Origin of the sequence: Kitasatospora sp. NPDC127121 (assembly GCF_042677305.1) — a bacterium.
Classification (GTDB): domain Bacteria; phylum Actinomycetota; class Actinomycetes; order Streptomycetales; family Streptomycetaceae; genus Kitasatospora.
In genome coordinates this window covers 1-18,681 of sequence record NZ_JBHXTQ010000008.1, presented here as the reverse complement: position 1 = coordinate 18,681, position 18,681 = coordinate 1, and the positions used below count along the sequence as shown (strand labels likewise).

The following is an 18,681-nucleotide window of genomic DNA, read 5'->3' as shown; positions in this document are numbered from 1 at the left end:
GGGAGGGTGAGCCCGGTCACGTGTTTGTCCGAGTTATGTCTCACCCCTCGGGCAATGGTCACGAATCGCTCGGGTCACCCCGTAGCCTTGGTGGTGTGACCGTGACGACTGAGACATCGAGGACTGGCCACTCCTGGCAGTCCCTGCCCGCGGCGCAGCAGCCTGAATGGCCGGACCAAGAGGCTCTGCGCAAGACCCTTGCCGAGCTCGCCTCCTATCCGCCGCTCGTGTTCGCCGGCGAGTGCGACCAGCTGCGCGCCCGGCTCGGAGCCGTGGCGCGCGGGGAGGCCTTCCTGCTGCAGGGCGGTGACTGTGCCGAGGCCTTCGACGGCGTTTCGGCGGAGCACATCCGCAACAAGCTGAAGACCCTGCTGCAGATGGCCGCCGTGCTGACGTACGCGGCCTCGGTGCCGGTCGTGAAGGTGGGCCGGATCGCCGGCCAGTACTCCAAGCCGCGCTCCAAGTCGACCGAGACCCGCGACGGCGTGACGCTGCCGGTCTACCGCGGCGACTCGGTGAACGGCTTCGACTTCACCCCCGAGTCCCGCATCCCGGACCCGGAGCGCCTCAAGCGGATGTACAACGCGTCCGCCGCGACGCTGAACCTGGTGCGCGCGTTCACCACCGGTGGTTACGCGGACCTGCGCCAGGTGCACGCCTGGAACCAGGACTTCGTGCGCAACTCGCCGGCCGGCCAGCGCTACGAGCAGCTCGCCCGGGAGATCGACAACGCCCTGGCGTTCATGAACGCCTGCGGTGTGGCGCCGGAGGAGTTCAAGACCGTCGAGTTCTTCTCCTCGCACGAGGCGCTGATCCTCGACTACGAGACCGCGCTGACCCGCGTGGACTCGCGCACCGGCGAGCTGTACGACGTCTCCGGCCACATGGTGTGGATCGGTGAGCGCACCCGCCAGCTGGACCACGCGCACATCGAGTTCGCCTCGAAGGTCCGCAACCCGATCGGCGTCAAGCTCGGCCCGACCACCTCGGTCGACGAGGCACTGACCCTGATCGAGAAGCTGGACCCGGAGCGCGAGCCGGGCCGCCTCACCTTCATCACCCGGATGGGCGCGGGCAAGGTCCGCGACCACCTGCCCACCCTGGTGGAGAAGGTCACCGCGTCCGGCGCCCAGCCGGTGTGGATCTGCGACCCGATGCACGGCAACACCTTCGAGGCCTCCAGCGGCCACAAGACCCGCAGCTTCGACGACGTGCTCGACGAGGTCAAGGGCTTCTTCGAGGTGCACCGCGCGCTGGGCACCCACCCGGGCGGCATCCACGTGGAGCTGACCGGCGACGACGTGACCGAGTGCGTCGGCGGTGGCGACGAGGTGCTGGTCGACGACCTGCACCAGCGCTACGAGACGGCCTGCGACCCGCGGCTCAACCGCAGCCAGTCGCTGGACCTGGCGTTCCTGGTGGCGGAGATGTACCGCGGCCAGTGAGCTGCCACGGGTGAGCCGCCGCCGGCGGGTCACCGGTGAACGAATGTGACGAAAGCCCCTCCGGATTCGGGGTCCCCGAGCCCGGAGGGGCTTTTTCGTACCCGGATCGCCGGGTAAGGTGAGGCTTAGTGAAGTAAGGCAAGCCTTAGTCAAGATCGTTCCGCCGGTCGGCGCCGCACCACCCTGGAGAGTCCGCGATGTACGTGTGCATGTGCCATGCGGTCACCGAGGACCAGGTGAAGAAGGCGATCGACGCCGGTGCCGAGACCCCGCGTCAGATCGCCCGGGGCTGCAAGGCCGGCACCGACTGCGGGTCCTGCGTCCGACGGATCCAGGCCCTGCTCGGCGAGCACGGCGCCCGGCCCTGCCCGACCGCCCGCCTCGCCGCGAAGCTCGGCCTGGCCGACCCGCAGGCCCAGGCCGCGCCCGCGCCGGTGGCCGCCGCGGCTCCCGCCGCCCCGGCCCTGGTCGCCCCGCTGCGCGCGGCCTGAGGACTCGGCCTGAGGACTCGGCCTGAGGGCTCGGCCTTGAGGGCTCAGGACTCCGGCTGCTCGATCACCTGGGCGAGGTAGAGCGCCTCGCCGAGCTTCTCCAGGAGCTCCAGCTGGGTGTCGAGGTAGTCGATGTGGTGCTCCTCGTCGGCCAGGATGTCCTCGAAGATGTTCGCCGAGGTGACGTCGTTCTTGGCGCGCATCACGACGATCCCGCGCTTCAGCCGGTCGATCGCCTCGACCTCGATCTGGCGGTCCGCCTCGAACATCTCCTTGACCGTCTGGCCGATCCGGACGTGGAACAGCCGCTGGTAGTTCGGCAGCCCGTCCAGGAAGAGGATCCGGTCGGTGAGGGTCTCGGCGTGCTTCATCTCGTCGAAGGACTCGTGCCGGGTGTACTTGGCGAGCTTCGTCCAGCCGAAGTTCTCCTGCATCTTGGCGTGCAGGAAGTACTGGTTGATCGCGGTGAGCTCCGCGGTGAGCTGCTCGTTGAGGAACTCGATGACCTCTGGGTCGCCCTGCATGGCTGGTGCCTCCCTGCGCTACGGCCTGTTGTGACTCCTGCGCTGCGCATCCTGGCATCGAAATGGGAGGAAATTCCAGTAAGTTCACACTCACTAGGACATGTTTCGGAATATCCGATTTGAGCTGATACGGGCTCGACCACCGGTTCTTGGGGATGGGGCGCGTGGCCGCGCCAAGGGGCGCGCACGGCGCGTCGACCGCCGTCTGTCACCATGGAGTCATGGGTCAGTCCGAACAAGAACCGCTTCCGCCGTCTGACCCGAGGCTCCCCCCGGGGCAGCGCGTGCAGCGCGGCTGGCCCGCCCTGCACTACGGGCCCGTACCCCGCTTCAAACCGCTGACCTGGGACCTCCAGGTGTTCGGCGCGACCGCCTCGGCGGAGAAGCACAGCTGGGACTTCGAGGCCTTCCACGCCCTGCCGCGCACCACCGTCGTCGCCGACCTGCACTGCGTCACCAAGTTCACGCTGCTCGGCAACGAGTGGTCGGGCGTGCCGGCCGCCGCCCTCCTCGACCTGGAGCCCCCCGCGCCCGGCGTCACCCACGTGATGGTCTGGGCCGAGTACGGCTACAGCGCCAACCTGCGGCTGGCCGACTTCGCCGACCCGCGGACGATCTTCGCCACCCACCGCAACGGCGAGCCGCTGACCGCCGAGCACGGCTTCCCCGTCCGGCTGATCGTCCCCGGGCTGTACGCCTGGAAGGGCCCCAAGTGGGTCCGCGCGGTGGAGTACATGCGGGCCGACCGCCGGGGCTTCTGGGAGGAGCGCGGCTACCACAACCTCGCCGACCCGTGGCGCGAGCAGCGCTACTCCCACCAGGAGGAGCCGGGCGACGGCCCGCTGCGCTGAGGGCGGACCGACGTTCGGAGGAATCCCCTCAGAAGCGAGGGATCCCCTTAGAAGAAGGGGAAGTTGACCGTCACCGCGGTGTGCTGCGGGTGCCGCTCGCCGGCCGCCGGGGACTGGCCGGACACCTTGCCCGTGCCGAACAGGTTGACCCCGCTGGTCTGCATCGTGAAGCCGGCCGCCTGGAGCGCCTTCGCCGCGTCGTCCTTGCTCATCCCGGTGACGTCAGGGACGGGCACCATGCCCTTGCTGACCACCAGCGAGACCGCGGTGTTCTCCCGGAGCAGCTGCCCGGCCGCCGGCGAACTGCTGATCACCACGCCCTCCGGCACGGTGTCGTCGTACGTCCCGGTCACGCCGCCCCTGGTCAGCTGGGCCGCGGTCAGCGCGTCGGCGGCCTGGTCGGCGGTCTTCCCGGTCAGGTCCGGCACCGCGATCCGCTTGGGGCCCCTGGAGACGGTGACCGTCACGGTGTCGCTCTTGCGGGTCCGCGCACCCACCCCGGGGTCGGTGGCGATCACCTGCCCGGCCGGGACGCTCTCGCTGAACGCCTCGACGAAGCGGCCGTGCATGCCGTCCTTGTCCAGGATCCGCTGGGCCTCGGCCCGGTCCTTGCCGAGCACGCCGGGCACCGGCCCGTACAGCCCCTCGGACAGCCCGTACGTCGCGCCGCCGACCGCCAGCACCAGGGCGGTCAGCGCGGCCGCCCAGATCAGCGGCTTGCGGGGGAGGCGGCGCAGCAGGCCGGGCCGGCGCCCGCGCACCGGGGTCGGCTCGTCGTACGGGCGCGGCTCGACCAGCAGCTGGTCCAGCAGCTCCGCCGGCACGTCCAGCACGCTGGTGGGCTCCGGCGCCGCGGCGTCGACGGGCCCCGTCGGCGGCTGGATCACCGAGGTCGGCTCGCTGGTCGGGTAGCGCGGGCTGGGCCGGGTGGAGGCCGGCGGCTCGGCGTCCAGCTCGGCGGGGGTGAGCGTGCGGCGGAGCCGCTGGAGGGCGGCGAGCAGTTCGACCGCGTCGTACGGGCGGGCCTCGGCCGTCCGGGCGCAGGCGCCGGCCACTATGGCGTCCAGCCCGGGGCCGACGGCCGGGGCGATCAGCGAGGGGGCGGGGACGTCCTCGTGCAGGTGCTTGTACATGACCTGGACGGGGTTGTCGCCGGTGTGCGGGCGGCGGCCGGTGAGCATCTCGTAGAGCAGGATGCCGGCCGCGTAGACGTCGACCCGCTGGTCGGTGGGGGCGTCCGGGAGGATCTGCTCGGGGGCCAGGTAGGAGACGGTGCCGAGGACCGTGCCGCCGGTCGCGGTGCTGGTCGAGGTGGGCGCGCCGTCGGCGGTGCCGAGGACCCGGACCAGGCCGAAGTCGGCGACCTTGACCAGCCCGTCCTCGGTGATCAGCACGTTCTCGGGCTTGACGTCCCGGTGCACCAGCCCGGCCCGGTGGGCGGCGCCGAGGGCGGCCAGCACCGGCTCCAGCACGTCCAGCGCGGCCCGTACGGACAGTGCGCCGCGGTCGCGCAGCAGGTCCCGCAGGGTGCGGCCGGGCACGTACTCCATGGCGAGGAAGACGTTCGCGCCGTCCGCGCCCTGGTCGAAGACGTTCACCACGTTCGGGTGGGAGAGCCGGGCGACGGCCTTGGCCTCGCGGATGAACCGGGCGGTGAAGCCGTCGTCCCCGGCCAGCGCGGGGTGCATCACCTTGAGGGCGACGACCCGGTCCAGCCGGGTGTCGGTGCTCTTGTAGACGGTGGACATCCCGCCGGTCGCGATGCGCTGCTCGACCCGGTACCGGCCGTCGAGCAGGGTACCGATCAGGGGGTCGTGCAGTGCCATGTCCACCCGGAGAGTCTAGGGCCGCAGGCGGCAGCGGGGCCCGGAGGACATCGCCTCCGGGCCCGGCTGTGCCCGGTTTGTGACACGGCACACGCGGGCGGGTGCCGGGCGTCCCGGTGTCAGAACGCCGGGTGCTCGCGGGTGTCCAGCTCCGCCCGGCCGGCCATCGCCGAGGAGGCCTCGGCGTGGAACCGGCGCGGGATGCGGCCGGCCCGGTGGGCGAACCGGCCCGCCTCGGCGGCGTGCCGCATCGCCTCGGCCATCAGCACCGGGTCCTGCGCCCTGGTCACCGCGGAGGCGAGCATCACCGCCGCGCAGCCCAGCTCCATCGCCAGCGCGACGTCCGAGGCGGTGCCGGCGCCCGCGTCCAGGATCACCGGGACGCCCGCGCCCTCCACGATCAGCTGGAAGTTGTGCGGGTTGCGGATGCCCAGGCCGGAGCCGATCGGCGAGCCCAGCGGCATGATCGCCGCGCAGCCGACGTCCTCCAGCTTGCGCGCCAGCACCGGGTCGTCGTTGGTGTACGGCAGCACCGTGAAGCCGTCGTCGACCAGGGTCTCGGCGGCGTCCAGCAGCTCGATCGGGTCCGGCAGGAGGGTCCGCTCGTCGGCGATCACCTCCAGCTTCACCCAGTCGGTGCCGAGCGCCTCGCGGGCCAGCCGGGCGGTCAGCACGGCCTCCCCGGCGGTGAAGCAGCCCGCCGTGTTGGGCAGCACCCGGATGCCGTTGCGGGTCAGCACGTCCAGGACGGAGCCCTGGGTGCCGGCGTCGACCCGGCGCATCGCCACGGTGGTCAGCTCGGTGCCGGAGGCCAGCAGTGCCCGTTCGAGGATCTCCAGGCTGGGTGCGCCGCCGGTGCCCATGATCAGCCGGGAGCCGAAGGACGCCCCGGCGATGGTCAGCAGGTCGTCGGCCATGTCAGCCTCCCTGGACGGCGGTGAGGATCTCGATCCGGTCGCCCGCCGACAGTTCCGTGGCCGGCCACGAACTGCGCGGCACCACGGCCTCGTTGAGGGCGGCGGCGACGCCGCTGTGGGCGGCGCTGAGGGTGGCCACGACCTCTGCGAGGGTGGTCGTGGTGGACACCCGGCGGGGCTCGCCGTTGACGGTCAGCGCGATCTCGGCCGGTGCGGTCCGGGCCGGCGTGGTCTGGGCCGGCGTGGTCTGGGGTGGTGCGATCTCGGTCATGCGGAGGCCTTCGTGGTGGAGCGGTCGGGGGAGAACCGGGTGGGTGTGAACGGCTGTGCGAGCTCGGGGAGTTCGCCGGTCGCCAGGTACTCGGCGAGCAGGTCGGCGGTCACCGGGGTGAGCAGCACGCCGTTGCGGTAGTGGCCGGTGGCGGCGACCAGCCCTGGCAGCGCGGTCGGGCCCAGCAGCGGGGCGTTGTCCGGCGAGCCGGGCCGCAGCCCGGCCGAGGTCTCCAGCAGCGGGAGTTCGGTGATGCCCGGCACCAACTCGTGGGCGTCGCGCAGCAGTTCGTACACCCCGCCGGCGGTGACGGTGGTGTCGTAGCCCTGCTCCTCGGTGGTCGCGCCGATCACCAGCTCGCCGTTCTCCCGGGGCACCAGGTACAGGTGCTGTCCGCGCACCACCGCGCGGACGTTGCGGGACAGGAACGGCCGGTACGTCTCGGGGATCCGCAGCCGCAGGATCTGCCCCTTCACCGGGCGGACGGCCGGCAGCACGCCCTCCGGCAGTCCGGGCAGCCGGTGGCTGTGCGGGCCGGCCGCGAGCACCACCTGGTCGGCCCTCCGGGTCTCGCCGGTGCCGAGCCGGGCGCCGACCGCGCGGTCGCCCTCGACCAGCAGCCCGACGGCCTCGGCACGGTGGACCACGACCCCGGCGAGCTCGCAGGCGGCCACCAGGGCGGTCAGCAGCCGGCGGGGATCCACCTGGTGGTCGTCCGCGACGTGCAGGCCGCCGCGCACGCCGGGGGCGAGCATCGGCTCCAGCCTGCGGGCCTCCCGGCCGGTCAGCCAGGCCGAGTCCAGGCCGAGCCGCTGGTGGAAGGCGTGCAGCTCGCGCAGTTCCTCGCGGTCGTCGGAGTCCAGCGCGACGGCGATCGTGCCGCACCGGCGGTACCCGGTGTCCAGGCCGCCGCTCGCCTCGGTGAGCTCGGCGGCGAAGTCCCCGTACCGCTGGTTGGAGGCCATGCCGAGGCGCAGCAGCGGCTCCTCCCCGTACTGCAGCTCGGTGACCGGGGCGAGCATCCCGGCCGCGACCCCGGCCGCCCCGCCGCCGGGGGAGGGGTCGACCACGACGATGTTCCGCAACCCGCGCTGCGCGGCGCGCCAGGCGACGGCGAGGCCGATGATGCCCCCACCGATCACCAGCACGTCGGCGTGGGTTTCCTCGGGCAAGCGTGACAAGGCTGCTCTTCTCCCTTCGCCGGAATGACCCGGATCAGGTTCGGACGGTCGCGGGCCGTGCCAGCCCGCCTCTCAGCCCGGTACGCCGGGCTCCCGTGATGGTGCCCCCACCATAACGCCGGGGGCGGGCCCGGCCGAAGGCCCGTACGCGGGGTGGACGGGCCGGTGGCCCCGGCAGGGCGCTGAGTACAGTGACGGGCGTGGCAGAGCTGAACGCAACGGATCAGGTGGTCGTCGTCGGGGCCGGGCTGGCCGGGGCGCAGTGCGCCCTGAAGCTGCGGCAGGGCGGCTGGCGGGGGCGGATCACGCTGGTCGGGGAGGAGCCGCACGCGCCGTACGACCGGCCGCCGCTCTCCAAGGACGTGCTGCTCGGCAAGGCCGACGCCACCACCCTGGACATCGACTACCCGCACCTGGGCATCGAGCTGCTCACCGGCCGCCGCGCCACCGGCCTCACCCCCGGCGTGCTGCACACCGACGCCGGCGACCTCCCGTACGACGCCCTGGTGATCGCCACCGGCGCCACCCCGCGCGCCCTGCCCGGTGCCGAGCGCGCGCACCTGCTGCACACCCTGGACGACGCGCTGGCGCTGCGCGCCCTGCTGCGGCCCGGCCTGCGGCTGGTGCTGGTCGGCGCGGGCTGGATCGGCGCCGAGGTGTCCACTGCCGCCCGCGCGGCCGGCTGCGAGGTGACGGTGGTCGAGGCGGGCCCGGCGCCCGTCCCCGGCGCGCTGCCGGCCGAGGTCGGTTCGGCGATGGCCGCCTGGTACGCCGAGGCCGGTGTCGACCTGCGCTGCGGGGTCGGCGTGGCCGCCGTCGAGGAGGGCGCGGTGCTGCTCGCGGACGGCTCGCACCTGCCCGCCGACGAGGTCGTGGTCGGCGTCGGCGCCCGGCCCGCGACGGGCTGGCTGGCCGGTTCCGGTGTCGAGCTGGACGGCACCGGCGCCGTCCTGGTGGACGGGCGGCTGCGCACCGGCCTGCCCGGCGTCTTCGCGGCCGGGGACTGCGTCAGCTACCCGTCCGCCCGCTCCGGCGCCCGGCTGGCCGTCCAGCACTGGGACCACGCGTTGCAGTCCGGCGAGGCCGCGGCGGCCGCCGTCCTCGGCGCGGACGCGCCGCCGTACGACCCGGTGCCGTACTTCTGGTCGGAGCAGTTCGGCCGGATGGTCCAGTACGCCGGGCGGCACGCCGAGGGCGACGAACTGCTGTGGCGGGGCGGCCCGCAGGACGCCTCCTGGACGGTGCTCTGGCTGCGCGACGGGGTGCCGAGCGCGCTGCTGGCCGTCGACCGGCCGCGCGATCTGACCCAGGGCCGCCGGCTGATCGAGCGCGGCACCGCGCTGGACCGGGCCCGCGCGGCGGACCCCTCGGTGCCGCTGAAGTCGGCGGTCGCGGGGTAGCGGCTGGTGCGCGGGGGGCTGTGGAGGTGGCAGTCTGGTGGCGTGAGTGAGATTGAAAGCAAGATTGAAGCCCTGGTTTCCGAGTGGATGTACCTGCCCGACATCTCGGAGCAGTGGGGGGTGCGCGTCACCGAGGTGCGCGACCTGGTCCGCACCGGCGGGCTGATCGCCGTCCGGCGGGGCCCCAACAAGTCGCTGCAGGTCCCTGCGGCGTTCATCGACGGCCAGGGGCTGGTCAAGCACCTGTCCGGCACCCTGACCGTGCTGCGCGACTGCGGTTACAACGACGTGGAGATCCTGGAGTGGCTCTTCACCGAGGACCCGTCGCTGCCCGGCAGCCCGATCCAGGCGCTGCAGGAGAACCGCGGCACCGAGGTCAAGCGGCGCGCCCAGGCGATGCTGATCTGATGGCGGCGGACACGCCGCGCCGGCGGCTGGCCGACGCCCGGCTGTACCTGTGCACCGACGCCCGCCGGGAGCAGGGCGACCTCGCCCAGTTCCTGGACGCGGCGCTGGCGGGCGGGGTGGACATCGTCCAGCTCCGGGACAAGGGCCTGGAGGCCAAGCAGGAACTGGAGGCCCTGGAGGTCTTCGCGGACGCCTGCCGCCGCCACGGCAAGCTGCTGGCCGTCAACGACCGCGCCGACGTCGCGCACGCGGCCCGGCCGGACGTGCTGCACCTCGGGCAGGACGACCTGCCGGTGCCGGCCGCCCGGGCGATCCTCGGCGACGAGGTGCTGATCGGCCGGTCCTGCCACGCCGAGTCCGAGGTGGACGCGGCGGTCGCCGAGCCCGGCGTGGACTACTTCTGCACCGGCCCGGTCTGGCCGACCCCGACCAAGCCGGGCCGCCCGGCGCCGGGCCTGGGCCTGGTCTCGTACGCGGCGAAGCAGAGCACCGACCGGCCGTGGTTCGCCATCGGCGGCATCGACCTCGGCAACCTCGACGAGGTGCTGGCCGCCGGCGCCCGCCGGATCGTCGTGGTCCGCGCCATCACGGCCGCGGACGACCCGCAGGCCGCCGCCGCCGAGCTCGCCCGGCGGGTGCGCTCGGCCTGACGGCCCCGGGGGCCGTCACCGTTCTCCGTACCTGCGGATCCTCTTGCGTGCGGATCTCAGTACTTGCGGACGGTGGCGGCCTCGGCCAGGGCCAGCAGCACCGTGCGGGCCTGCTCGTCGGCCAGCGGCGCCGCCTCCAGCGCGGCCAGGGACTGCCGCATCAGCTCGTCGATCCGGCGCTCCACCCGCTCGGGCGCGCCGCTGCGGGCCACCAGGTCGCGCAGCCCGGCGACCTCCTCGGGCACCAGGTTTGGCGCGCCGAGCCGCTCGTCCAGGTGCCGGGCGTCGGCGGCCGGCAGGCCCCGCATCGCGTGCGCCACCAGCAGGGTGCGCTTGCCCTCGCGCAGGTCGTCCCCGGCCGGCTTGCCGGTGACCGCCGGATCGCCGAAGACGCCGAGCAGGTCGTCCCGCAGCTGGAAGGCCTCGCCCAGCGGCAGCCCGAACGCCCCCAGCGCCGCCACCAGCTCCGGGCCGGCCCCGGCCAGCAGCGCGCCGACCTGGAGGGGGCGCTCGATCGTGTACTTCGCCGACTTGTAGTGCAGCACCGTCTGCGCCCGGTCGAGCGCGCCCTCGTCGGCGGAGTCGCCGGCCACCGGCTCCAGGACGTCCAGGTACTGGCCGACCATGACCTCGGTGCGCATCAGGTCGAACACCGGCTTGGCGGCCAGCACGGCGGCCGGCTCCAGGCCCGAGCGCAGGAACAGCTCGTCGCACCAGATCAGCAGCAGGTCGCCGAGCAGCACCGCCGCCGAGGCGCCGTACTGCTCGCGGTCGCCGCGCCAGCCGTTCGCCCGGTGCAGCGCCTCGAAGCGGCGGTGGATCGAGGGCAGGCCGCGGCGGGTGTCGCTGCGGTCCATCAGGTCGTCGTGCACCAGGGCGCTCGCCTGGAGCAGTTCCAGCGCGGCCGCCGCGTTCGCGATACCCTCGCCGCCGGCCGGGCCGCCGGCGCCGCGCCAGCCCCAGTAGCAGAAGGCCGGGCGCAGCCGCTTGCCGCCGTCCAGCAGGAAGTCGCGCAGGGCGTCGGCGGCGGGCACGAGCTGCGGGGAGATCTTGTCCAACAGGGCGGACTGGCCGTCCATGAACGCGGCGAGGGCGGCGTTGACGCGCGCGCGGACGTCCTCCACGTCTATGGGGTTGGCCGGCCGGTTGCTGGACGAGGTCACGATGAGGCTCCGCTGGTTCGCTGGGGTGCAGCAAGCGTAGCGGGGCGACTGGGAACGGATGTGCGAGCCGGCGTGCGGGCCGGCGGGCGCGGGCTTCGAGCGCCGGTCGGAATTCGTCGGACCACGGACGGAGTATCGTCCACCGCTTGTCTCAATCCGTGGTACCGAGTTGTCCGGCCCCTTCGAACGCCCGATAACCTGCCAGCATGGCACTCGGCATCGCTTCCACCAGACCGGACCGCGCACTGACGGTCCGCGAACTCCTGGCAGCCGGAAAGCGGTCCTTCTCCTTCGAGTTCATGCCCCCGCGCACCGAGGTCGGCGAGCAGAGACTCTGGGACGCCATCCGCCGGCTCGAACCGCTGGACCCCAACTTCGTCTGCATGACGTACGGCGCGGGCGGCTCCTCGCGCGAGCGCACCGTCAACATCGTCGGCCGGATCGCCACCGAGACCACGCTGACCCCGGTCGCCCACCTGACCGCCGTCGACCACTCGATCGCCGAGCTGCGCAACATCATCGGCCAGTACGCCGACCAGGGCGTGCGCAACGTCCTCGCCGTCCGGGGGGACCCGCCCGGCGACCCGATGGGCGAATGGGTCAAGCACCCCGACGGCGTCACGTACGCGTACGAGCTGGTCGAGCTGATCAAGGGCATCGGCGACTTCTGCGTCGGCGTCGCCGCCTCGCCGAACATGCACCCGCGCTCCACCGACTGGGACGAGGACATCCGGCACTTCGTCGGCAAGGTCCGGGCGGGCGCCGACTACGCGATCACCCAGATGTTCTTCGAGGTCGACGACTACCTGCGGCTGCGCGACCGGGTCACCGCCGCCGGCTGCGAGACGCCGATCATCCCGGAGATCATGCCGGTCACCAACGCCAAGCAGCTGGAACGCTTCCCCCAGCTGAGCGGCTCCGCCTTCCCCGCCGACCTGGAGGCCCGGCTGCGGGCCGCCGTCGACGACCCGGCGGCGCTGCGCGCGATCGGCATGGAACACGCCACCGCGATGGCCGAACGCCTCCTCGCCGAGGGCGCGCCGGGCCTGCACTTCATCACGCTCAACCACTCCACGGCGACGCTGGAGATCTACCAGAACCTCGGCCTGCACCAGCGCCACGCGTAGGCCCCGCCCGGCGCCCCGTCGGGGCCCTGCCCCGGGCAGACCGGGGCCCGCGAGCCCGGACGTTCACCGGCCCGTCACCGCCCCGACGGTGACGGGCTCGGTCGTGTGCGCCCCGGCCGCGACCGGCGGGAACGCGATGCGGTACCCCGGCCGTTGAACCGGTACAGTCGCCGCACACGCGCGGCGAGCGCGGGCACGCGACTGGAGGTAGCGGGCGGATGGGCATCGGATACCTGCTGCTGTACGTCGCGTTGGCGGTGGTGGCGCTCTGGCTGGTCGCCGAGGTCCTGCTGCAGAACCGGGCCCCGCTGCACTGGCGGGCCCTCGCCCTGGTCGGCTTCCTCGGAGTGGCCGCCGGCATGGTGCTCGGCTCCGTCCCGGTGATCGGCGCCGGCGCCGCCCTCTTCGCGGCCGGCCAGACCTTCGTCACCCTCTCCGTCAAGCGCGGCTACCGGGCCGGCTGGTCGCTGCGCAAGGCCGACGGCTCGCTGCCCGGCCCGCTCGCCAAGGTGCCCCTGCTCGGCGCCCTCACCGGCGGCGCGGCCGCCGTGGCCGCGGTCGAGGCCACCGAGAAGCGGATCGGCGAGGTCAGCGCCGTCGAGGAGGCCCCGGTCGCCGCCCCCGTCCTTGCCCCGGTTGCCGAGGACGTCCCCGAGGTCGAGCAGACCGCCGCCTTCGAGATGCAGGAACTCGCCCAGGACGGCGTCTACGCGCCCGCCTACTACGAGCAGCAGCAGGCGCCGCACGACCCCTACGCCGAGGCCTACCAGTCCGGCTACGACAACGCCGCCCAGCCGCAGCCGGCCTACGAGCAGCAGCAGTGGCAGAGCCAGCAGCAGCCCGCCTTCGCCTACGACCAGGGCTACGGGGCCTACCCCCAGCAGCCCGACCCGTACAACGGCTACCCGCAGCAGGACCAGTACCAGTCCTACCCGCAGCAGCAGCCCGGCTGGGAGCAGCACCCCCAGCAGCAGTGGCAGACCCCGCAGCAGCACCCCGAGCAACACCTGGAGCAGCACCCCGGCCAGCAGCCGGGCCAGCACCCCCAGGGCATCCCGCAGCAGCAGTCCTACGACCACACGTACGGCTACCAGCAGCAGAACACCTGGCCCCAGGGCTGAGTTCCGGCGCCAGGGCCGCTAGGCCCTGTCCGGCCGGACCTAAGCCGGGCCGATCAGGTTGGCGGCGATGCAGGCGGACATGCCGGTCCGGGCCAGTCCGCCGCCGGGGTGGGCCGCTCCGCCGATCAGGTAGAGGCCGGGGACGGGCGACTCGTTGGCGGGCTGGAGCCATCCGCCGCCGTCTCCGGCGAGCGCGGGGCGGGGGACCGACCCGCCGAGGGCGCCGGTCTCCCGGCGGGTGTCGTCCGGGGTGCGCACGACCCGCCACAGCACCCGTTCGCGCAGGCCCAGGCCGGCGGCGTCGGCGTGCGCCAGCAGCTGGTCCGCGTAGTGCTCGGCGACCCCGGGCGCCGTCCAGTCGACGTCGCCCTGGGCGGGGACGGTCGCGGTCAGCACCACGCTCTCGTGCGCGTCGTCGGGGCGCAGCGAGGGATCGTCCGGGCGCAGCACCTGGAGGGTGGGGCGTTCGCAGGGCGGGGCCGAGAGGGTCAGGGCGTCCCGCTCGGCCGCCGGGTCGGCGGCGTGCACCACCGTCCGGTGCGGGGTGCCGGCCGGCCGGGCGCCGCGCAGCGCGAGCAGCACGCTGAACCGGCCGGGCACCTCGGACGGCTCCCCGTGGCCGGGTCCGAGCTCCGGCCACCGGGCGAGACCGTCACGGAACAGGGTCCTGGCGTCCATCGAGGAGACCACCAGGTCCGCGTCGATCCGGCCGCCCGGGGTGTCGACGCCGCAGGCCCGGCCGTCCTCGACCAGCACCTCGGTGACCGGGGTGTCGAAGCGGAACTCCACCTTGCGCAGCTCGCAGCGCCGGTGCACCGCGTCCGCCAGGGCCCGCAGGCCGCCCCGGACGTACCAGACGCCGAAGGACTGCTCCATGTACGGCAGCACGGTGGCCCCGGCGGGGGCGGAGCCGGGGGGCAGGCCGAAGCGCAGGGCGTGCTCCGCCAGCAGCGCGGTGAGGCCGGGGTGGCCGCCGAGTTCGCGGGCGGCGACGTCGGCGAGGGTCCACGGGCGGGGCCGGCCGAGCCGGGCGAGCAGGCCGCGCCGGGGCGGGACGGGGTAGGGGTCGGTGTGCAGCGGCGACCGGTCGGCCGGGAGCGGCTCCTCCAGGAGCGGGCGGCGGGTGGCCTCCCAGACCGTCCGGCCGTGGTTCATGACCGCGCTCCAGCGGGCGCCCGAGCCGGCGCCGAAGGCGGCGTCCAGGGCCTGGCTGACGCCGCCGCGGGAGGCGTTGGGCAGGCTGACGGCGGTGCCGTCCGGGAACAGGTGCCGGCTCTCCGGGTCCACCGGGGCGAGGTCGACGAGCTGTTCCAGCGGCTCCTTGCCGGTCTTCAGCGCGAGGTCGCGGTAGACGGCCGGGAGGGTCAGCAGGCCGGGGCCGGTGTCGAAGGCGAAGCCGTCGCGCTCGTACCGGCCGACCATGCCCCCGTACGTGCCGCCGGCCTCGCAGACCGTCACCCGGTGTCCGAGGGTGGCCAGCCTGGAGGCCGCCGCGAGCCCGCTCATTCCTGCGCCGATGATGACGATCCGTGCCATGGCACCTGATCCTAGGGCGTGTCTGACAATTCCCGCCGGGCGCGCGACGCCGGGCATCCCGCCTGGACGCACCGGCGAAACGTCCAAGTACGGCCCAGTACGAGGACGCTTCGCCGGCACGCCCAGCCGGGCGCCCAACGCCGCGCGCTGATCCGACGCGAATTGTCAGACACGCCCTGGGCCGTGACCTGGGCCGTGACCTGGGCCGGGCCGGGCCCGGCGGGCGCCGTCCTCAGCGCCGTGGGACGTACGGCCGGTCCGCCTCCTGTTCGCGGGCGGCGGACCGGGCGTCGCGGGCGGCGCGGCGTTCGCGGCGGCGGGCCCGGAAGGCGCGGATCCGGTTGACCGCGAACCAGACCAGCAGCAGGCCGACGGCGAGCAGGACGGCGGCGATCGAGGCGGCCAGCCAGGGGTGGAAGATCGCCAGGGAGACCAGCCCGGCCACCGACACGTCCTCCGCCATGCTGACCGCGATGTTGCTGGCCGGCTCGGGCGAGGTGTTGACCGCCATCCGCAGCGAGGCCTTGACCAGGTGGCTGACCAGCGCCGTGGTGCCGCCCATGGCGCCCGCCGCGACCTCGCCGAGCGAGCCCGGGTCGGTGCTCGCGATCAGCGCGCCGACGGTGGCGCCCGCGATCGGCCGGATCACGGTGTGCACGGAGTCCCAGAGGCTGTCGACGAACGGGATCTTGTCGGCCACCGCCTCCAGCAGGAACAGCACGGCGGCCGCGGCCAGCACGTCGGTGCGCTCCAGCGCGGGCGGCACCGAGTCCGCGCCGCCGAAGCGGCCCAGCAGTCCGAGCAGCAGCACCACCGCGTAGGCGTTGATGCCGCTGGCGAGTCCGCTGGTGAAGATCAGCGGCACGATCGTCATGGCTTCCCCCTCCTCATCGCTTTCCCCCTCCTTCTCGTGGCGGTGGCGGGGCCGCCCCGCCCACGGCCGTACCGTACCGGGACGTGCCGGGTCGGCCCGCCGGTTCCGGCCACGCCAGGGCCCGGGGCCGACGGATCTGAGTACGCGTACTCAGATCCGGGGTTGAGTACGTCAGCGGATGGCCCGCCGACCTGCCGGGACGGGAGAGTGGTGGCACCGGGACGGCGGCGCGTCGGGCGCCCCGCCCCGGACGGCGGATCCGTCCGCCCAGCCGGCAGATGAGGGGTCGGCGGGGCGGCGGCGGAGATCCGCCACTGGAGCCGGTCACGGGCCCTGCACCGCCGACACGGGGCGGCGGAGCGGGCCGGGGGGAGACCGGCCACCGGAAGGGGGAGCTGGCCACCGCCGCCTGTGGGGAACGGCGGAGCGGCGGCGTACGGCGGCGGCACAGGACCTGGGGGGACAGGCCCGTGCCCGCCGCCGCTCACCCGTTCCGGGCCGCGTTGTCAGTGGTCCCGTTCACGATGGAGGGGCACGGACCGCCCGGTCCGCGCGCTGCCTCGGAACGGGGGAGACCATGACCATCAGCCGTCCTGAGCCCGTCACCGCCCGCCTCCACTCCACCGCCCTGCCGTCCTCCCCGGGCGGGCGCCCGGGTGGCGGGGACGTCCACCCCGTGCTGCGCCGGGCCGCCGCGCCGCCGGCCGCCCTCGACCTGCTTGCCGACGCCCACCGCACGCTCGCCCGGGCCCGCCTCCTGGAGGACCCGCTGGAGCGGTACGCCACCGCGCACCTGGCCGCGCTGCGCACGGTGGCGGCCGTGCTCGCGGTGCGCGGGCGGCCGGAGAAGAGCCCGCGCCGGCGCAAGGCCATCCGCAGTGCCTGGGAGGTGCTGCCCGAGATGGCCCCCGAGCTGGCCGAGTGGGCGCTCTACTACGCCGCCGGCGCCCGCCGCCGGGCGGCCGCCGAGGCCGGGATCAGGGGCGCCGCCTCGGCCCGTGACGCCGACGACCTGGTCCGCAACTCCGCCCTGTTCCTGCGCCTGGTGGAGCGCCTGCTCGGCCTGCGCCCGGCCCCGCCGGCCCTGCGGCTTCCGCTGGACGGCGACGACCCGCCGGGGGTGACGGGCCCGGCCACCCGCCCGGTCTAAGGTGGAGGCATCCTGATCGATCTGCATGTGCCGAGGAGCCCCGCCTTGTACCCGACGCGTCCCCGCAGTGCCCTGCGTACCGCCGTGGTGTGGGAGGTGGTGCGGGCCGCCCTGGAGAAGCGGGCGGCCGAGCTGGACCAGCCGGTGCTCGACGTGGTCGACACCGGCGGCGGCACCGGCAACTTCGCCGTGCCGGTGGCCAAGCTCGGCCACCGGGTCACCGTGGTCGACCCCAGCCCGGACGCGCTGTTCGCGCTGGAGCGCCGGGCAGCCGAGGCCGGGGTGACGGAGCTGGTCCGGGCCGTCCAGGGCGACACCCAGACGCTGCCCGAGCTGGTCGCCCCCGGCTCCGTGGACGCGGTGCTCTGCCACGGTGTGCTGGAGGTCGTGGACGACCCGGCGGAGGCGCTCGGCAGCCTGGCCGGCACCCTGCGCCGGGGCGGCCTGGTCAGCCTGCTGGCCGCCAACCGCAACGGCGCCGTGCTGGCCCGGGCGCTGGCCGGCCACTTCACCGAGGCCCGGACGGTGCTGTCCGCGACCGACGGCCGCTGGGGCGAGCAGGACCCGATGCCGCGCCGCTTCACCGGCGAGGAGCTGGGCCGGCTGGCCGAGGGCGCGGGCCTGCGGGTGGAGTCGGTGCACGGCGTCCGGGTCTTCGCCGACCTGGTGCCCGGGGTGCTGGTGGACGCCGAGCCGGGCGCGATGGAGGCGCTGCTGAAGCTGGAGGAGGCCGCCGCCGAGCAGCCCGCGTTCCACGCCGTGGCGACCCAGCTGCACCTGCTGGCCACCCTGGCCTGAGCGGCCGCGGGACCGCCCACCGCCGTACGGTTCGCACGCCGTGCGGCGGCGGTTCGCCTTCCGGACGCCCCCCGGCCTCGTCCGGGTGGTCCCGAACCTGCCCAGGTCCGGACCGATTCCACCCGTTCGGGCACTTGTCCGCGTCTCGTGGCGTTGAGCCGGGTGCGGCCGTGCCCGGTCGAAGTGGCCCGTCCCACGCGGCGCAGACCACTCCGTAACGGGCTCACGGACCGTATGATCTGGGTAAAGCCGGAAAGCATGACAGCCGGATGCGTGGGGCATATGGACGACACGGGCCGGGTCCCCCCGCACAGGCGTCCGACCGTGTGCCCCGAAGGCTGATTGGACTTTGCCTCCCCGACCGGGGTGGCGGACCGGTCGCACCCGCGACCGACGAGTAGGAGGACTCCGTGCCGCTCTCGGAGCACGAGCAGCGACTGCTCGACCAGATGGAGCGAGCGCTGTATGCCGAAGATCCCAAATTCGCGACGGCGCTTGAGGGAACCGGGCTGCGCACCTACACCCGCCGGCGGGTGTACCTGGCCGTTGCCGGCTTCGTGGTGGGCATCGGCCTGCTGATGGGCGGCATGGTCGTCCCCGACCAGATCTGGGTCAGCGTCGTGGGCTTCCTGGTGATGCTCGGGTGCGCGGTGTTCGCCGTGACCGGCTGGCGCCGCGGCCCCGCCGGCCAGGGCTCCGGCCCCCGGCCGGCCGCCGCGCCCCGCCGCAAGGCCGGGATGATGGACCGGGTGGAACAGCGCTGGCAGCGTCGACGGGACGAGCAGACCGGCGGCTTCTGAGCCGCGCACCGCACGCCCGCCGGGGCGCGCACACGCTGGACGAACGCCGGGGCGGGCAGTCGATCGACAGCCCCCCCCCGCGGTCTCGGATCCCCCCCCCCGCCCCGTAGCTCGGGCCCCCCGCCGGACAACCCCGGGGGCGGCTCGG

General features: G+C 74.2%; 19 protein-coding genes and 1 riboswitch. Of the genes, 11 read left to right on the top strand and 8 right to left on the bottom strand.

Annotated features, from left to right (window positions below):
• Positions 1–35 precede the first annotated feature (35 nt).
• The gene (locus tag ACFVHI_RS07015; RefSeq protein ID WP_380336515.1) at positions 36–1,445 is read left to right on the top strand and encodes a class II 3-deoxy-7-phosphoheptulonate synthase; all 1,410 of its coding nucleotides are present in this window, start codon (positions 36–38) and stop codon (positions 1,443–1,445) included.
• 197 nt (positions 1,446–1,642) lie between these two features.
• On the top strand, positions 1,643–1,936 hold the full coding sequence (locus tag ACFVHI_RS07010; protein ID WP_063347261.1) for a bacterioferritin-associated ferredoxin: 294 nt from the start codon (positions 1,643–1,645) through the stop codon (positions 1,934–1,936).
• Between the two features lie 44 nt (positions 1,937–1,980).
• On the opposite strand, the gene bfr is transcribed toward ACFVHI_RS07010, so the two are convergent.
• Positions 1,981–2,460, bottom strand: coding sequence for a bacterioferritin (gene bfr / locus ACFVHI_RS07005; protein WP_063347260.1), 480 nt, complete (start codon positions 2,458–2,460; stop codon positions 1,981–1,983).
• A 221-nt stretch (positions 2,461–2,681) separates the two neighbouring features.
• Here bfr and ACFVHI_RS07000 point away from each other — a divergent pair, with 221 nt between their 5' ends.
• Positions 2,682–3,311: a molybdopterin-dependent oxidoreductase gene (locus ACFVHI_RS07000; protein WP_063347259.1), complete on the top strand. Its 630-nt coding sequence runs from the start codon at positions 2,682–2,684 to the stop codon at positions 3,309–3,311.
• A 47-nt stretch (positions 3,312–3,358) separates the two neighbouring features.
• Here the strand turns inward: ACFVHI_RS07000 and pknB are convergent, their stop codons facing one another.
• From pknB to thiO, 4 genes are all read right to left on the bottom strand, one after another.
• Positions 3,359–5,137 (bottom strand): Stk1 family PASTA domain-containing Ser/Thr kinase, encoded by a 1,779-nt coding sequence (gene pknB, locus ACFVHI_RS06995; protein ID WP_380336653.1) that lies wholly within the window; start codon positions 5,135–5,137, stop codon positions 3,359–3,361.
• Positions 5,138–5,256: 119 nt separating this feature from the next.
• Positions 5,257–6,054 carry a thiazole synthase gene (locus tag ACFVHI_RS06990; protein ID WP_063347257.1) on the bottom strand — a complete coding sequence of 266 codons (798 nt, stop codon included), beginning with the start codon at positions 6,052–6,054 and terminating at the stop codon, positions 5,257–5,259.
• A 1-nt stretch (position 6,055) separates the two neighbouring features.
• Positions 6,056–6,325, bottom strand: coding sequence for a sulfur carrier protein ThiS (thiS, locus tag ACFVHI_RS06985; RefSeq protein ID WP_380336509.1), 270 nt, complete (start codon positions 6,323–6,325; stop codon positions 6,056–6,058).
• Entirely contained in the window at positions 6,322–7,497 is a 1,176-nt protein-coding gene (gene thiO / locus ACFVHI_RS06980; protein ID WP_380336506.1) for a glycine oxidase ThiO, read from the bottom strand. The genes thiS and thiO overlap by 4 nt, the downstream gene beginning before the upstream one ends.
• A gap of 3 nt (positions 7,498–7,500) precedes the next feature.
• Positions 7,501–7,613: riboswitch (TPP riboswitch) on the bottom strand.
• A gap of 84 nt (positions 7,614–7,697) precedes the next feature.
• On the opposite strand from thiO, the gene ACFVHI_RS06975 reads away from it, so the two are divergent.
• The 3 genes from ACFVHI_RS06975 to thiE are packed head-to-tail and all read left to right on the top strand — an operon-like array spanning position 7,698 to position 9,964.
• On the top strand, positions 7,698–8,906 hold the full coding sequence (locus ACFVHI_RS06975; RefSeq protein ID WP_380336503.1) for an NAD(P)/FAD-dependent oxidoreductase: 1,209 nt from the start codon (positions 7,698–7,700) through the stop codon (positions 8,904–8,906).
• Positions 8,907–8,948: 42 nt separating this feature from the next.
• Positions 8,949–9,314: an Rv2175c family DNA-binding protein gene (locus ACFVHI_RS06970; RefSeq protein ID WP_063347255.1), complete on the top strand. Its 366-nt coding sequence runs from the start codon at positions 8,949–8,951 to the stop codon at positions 9,312–9,314.
• Complete coding sequence (thiE, locus tag ACFVHI_RS06965; protein ID WP_063347254.1) at positions 9,314–9,964, top strand: thiamine phosphate synthase; 651 nt, start codon at positions 9,314–9,316, stop codon at positions 9,962–9,964. Before ACFVHI_RS06970 ends, thiE begins: the two co-directional genes overlap by 1 nt.
• A gap of 56 nt (positions 9,965–10,020) precedes the next feature.
• Here thiE and ACFVHI_RS06960 read toward each other — a convergent pair whose 3' ends face one another.
• Complete coding sequence (locus tag ACFVHI_RS06960; RefSeq protein WP_380336499.1) at positions 10,021–11,127, bottom strand: polyprenyl synthetase family protein; 1,107 nt, start codon at positions 11,125–11,127, stop codon at positions 10,021–10,023.
• Between the two features lie 206 nt (positions 11,128–11,333).
• Between ACFVHI_RS06960 and metF the strand changes: the two genes are divergently transcribed.
• The gene (gene metF, locus ACFVHI_RS06955; protein ID WP_063347252.1) at positions 11,334–12,254 is read left to right on the top strand and encodes a methylenetetrahydrofolate reductase [NAD(P)H]; all 921 of its coding nucleotides are present in this window, start codon (positions 11,334–11,336) and stop codon (positions 12,252–12,254) included.
• A gap of 218 nt (positions 12,255–12,472) precedes the next feature.
• Complete coding sequence (locus ACFVHI_RS06950) at positions 12,473–13,375, top strand: hypothetical protein (protein WP_380336495.1); 903 nt, start codon at positions 12,473–12,475, stop codon at positions 13,373–13,375.
• Positions 13,376–13,414: 39 nt separating this feature from the next.
• On the opposite strand, the gene ACFVHI_RS06945 is transcribed toward ACFVHI_RS06950, so the two are convergent.
• Positions 13,415–14,911, bottom strand: coding sequence for a phytoene desaturase family protein (locus tag ACFVHI_RS06945; protein WP_380336492.1), 1,497 nt, complete (start codon positions 14,909–14,911; stop codon positions 13,415–13,417).
• A gap of 232 nt (positions 14,912–15,143) precedes the next feature.
• Positions 15,144–15,785, bottom strand: coding sequence for a DUF4126 domain-containing protein (locus ACFVHI_RS06940; protein ID WP_363378593.1), 642 nt, complete (start codon positions 15,783–15,785; stop codon positions 15,144–15,146).
• 583 nt (positions 15,786–16,368) lie between these two features.
• Here ACFVHI_RS06940 and ACFVHI_RS06935 point away from each other — a divergent pair.
• From ACFVHI_RS06935 to ACFVHI_RS06925, 3 genes are all read left to right on the top strand, one after another.
• Positions 16,369–16,935 carry an SAV_6107 family HEPN domain-containing protein gene (locus tag ACFVHI_RS06935; protein WP_380336650.1) on the top strand — a complete coding sequence of 189 codons (567 nt, stop codon included), beginning with the start codon at positions 16,369–16,371 and terminating at the stop codon, positions 16,933–16,935.
• 45 nt (positions 16,936–16,980) lie between these two features.
• A complete protein-coding gene (locus tag ACFVHI_RS06930; RefSeq protein ID WP_063347248.1) occupies positions 16,981–17,733 on the top strand; it encodes a methyltransferase domain-containing protein in 753 nt (250 codons plus the stop codon).
• Between the two features lie 410 nt (positions 17,734–18,143).
• Positions 18,144–18,533 carry a DUF3040 domain-containing protein gene (locus ACFVHI_RS06925; protein WP_063347247.1) on the top strand — a complete coding sequence of 130 codons (390 nt, stop codon included), beginning with the start codon at positions 18,144–18,146 and terminating at the stop codon, positions 18,531–18,533.
• Positions 18,534–18,681: the final 148 nt, after the last annotated feature.

Excerpts from the sequence above, each read along its gene's own strand:
- ACFVHI_RS06990 (WP_063347257.1), bottom strand. The coding sequence starts at position 6,054 with ATGGCCGACGACCTGCTGACCATCGCCGGGGCGTCCTTCGGCTCCCGG.
- ACFVHI_RS07010 (WP_063347261.1), top strand. The coding sequence starts at position 1,643 with ATGTACGTGTGCATGTGCCATGCGGTCACCGAGGACCAGGTGAAGAAG.
- thiE (WP_063347254.1), top strand. The coding sequence starts at position 9,314 with ATGGCGGCGGACACGCCGCGCCGGCGGCTGGCCGACGCCCGGCTGTAC.
- ACFVHI_RS06945 (WP_380336492.1), bottom strand. The coding sequence starts at position 14,911 with ATGGCACGGATCGTCATCATCGGCGCAGGAATGAGCGGGCTCGCGGCG.
- thiS (WP_380336509.1), bottom strand. The coding sequence starts at position 6,325 with ATGACCGAGATCGCACCACCCCAGACCACGCCGGCCCAGACCACGCCG.
- bfr (WP_063347260.1), bottom strand. The coding sequence starts at position 2,460 with ATGCAGGGCGACCCAGAGGTCATCGAGTTCCTCAACGAGCAGCTCACC.
- ACFVHI_RS07000 (WP_063347259.1), top strand. The coding sequence starts at position 2,682 with ATGGGTCAGTCCGAACAAGAACCGCTTCCGCCGTCTGACCCGAGGCTC.
- metF (WP_063347252.1), top strand. The coding sequence starts at position 11,334 with ATGGCACTCGGCATCGCTTCCACCAGACCGGACCGCGCACTGACGGTC.
- ACFVHI_RS06940 (WP_363378593.1), bottom strand. The coding sequence starts at position 15,785 with ATGACGATCGTGCCGCTGATCTTCACCAGCGGACTCGCCAGCGGCATC.
- ACFVHI_RS07015 (WP_380336515.1), top strand. The coding sequence starts at position 36 with ATGTCTCACCCCTCGGGCAATGGTCACGAATCGCTCGGGTCACCCCGT.
- pknB (WP_380336653.1), bottom strand. The coding sequence starts at position 5,137 with ATGGCACTGCACGACCCCCTGATCGGTACCCTGCTCGACGGCCGGTAC.
- ACFVHI_RS06950 (WP_380336495.1), top strand. The coding sequence starts at position 12,473 with ATGGGCATCGGATACCTGCTGCTGTACGTCGCGTTGGCGGTGGTGGCG.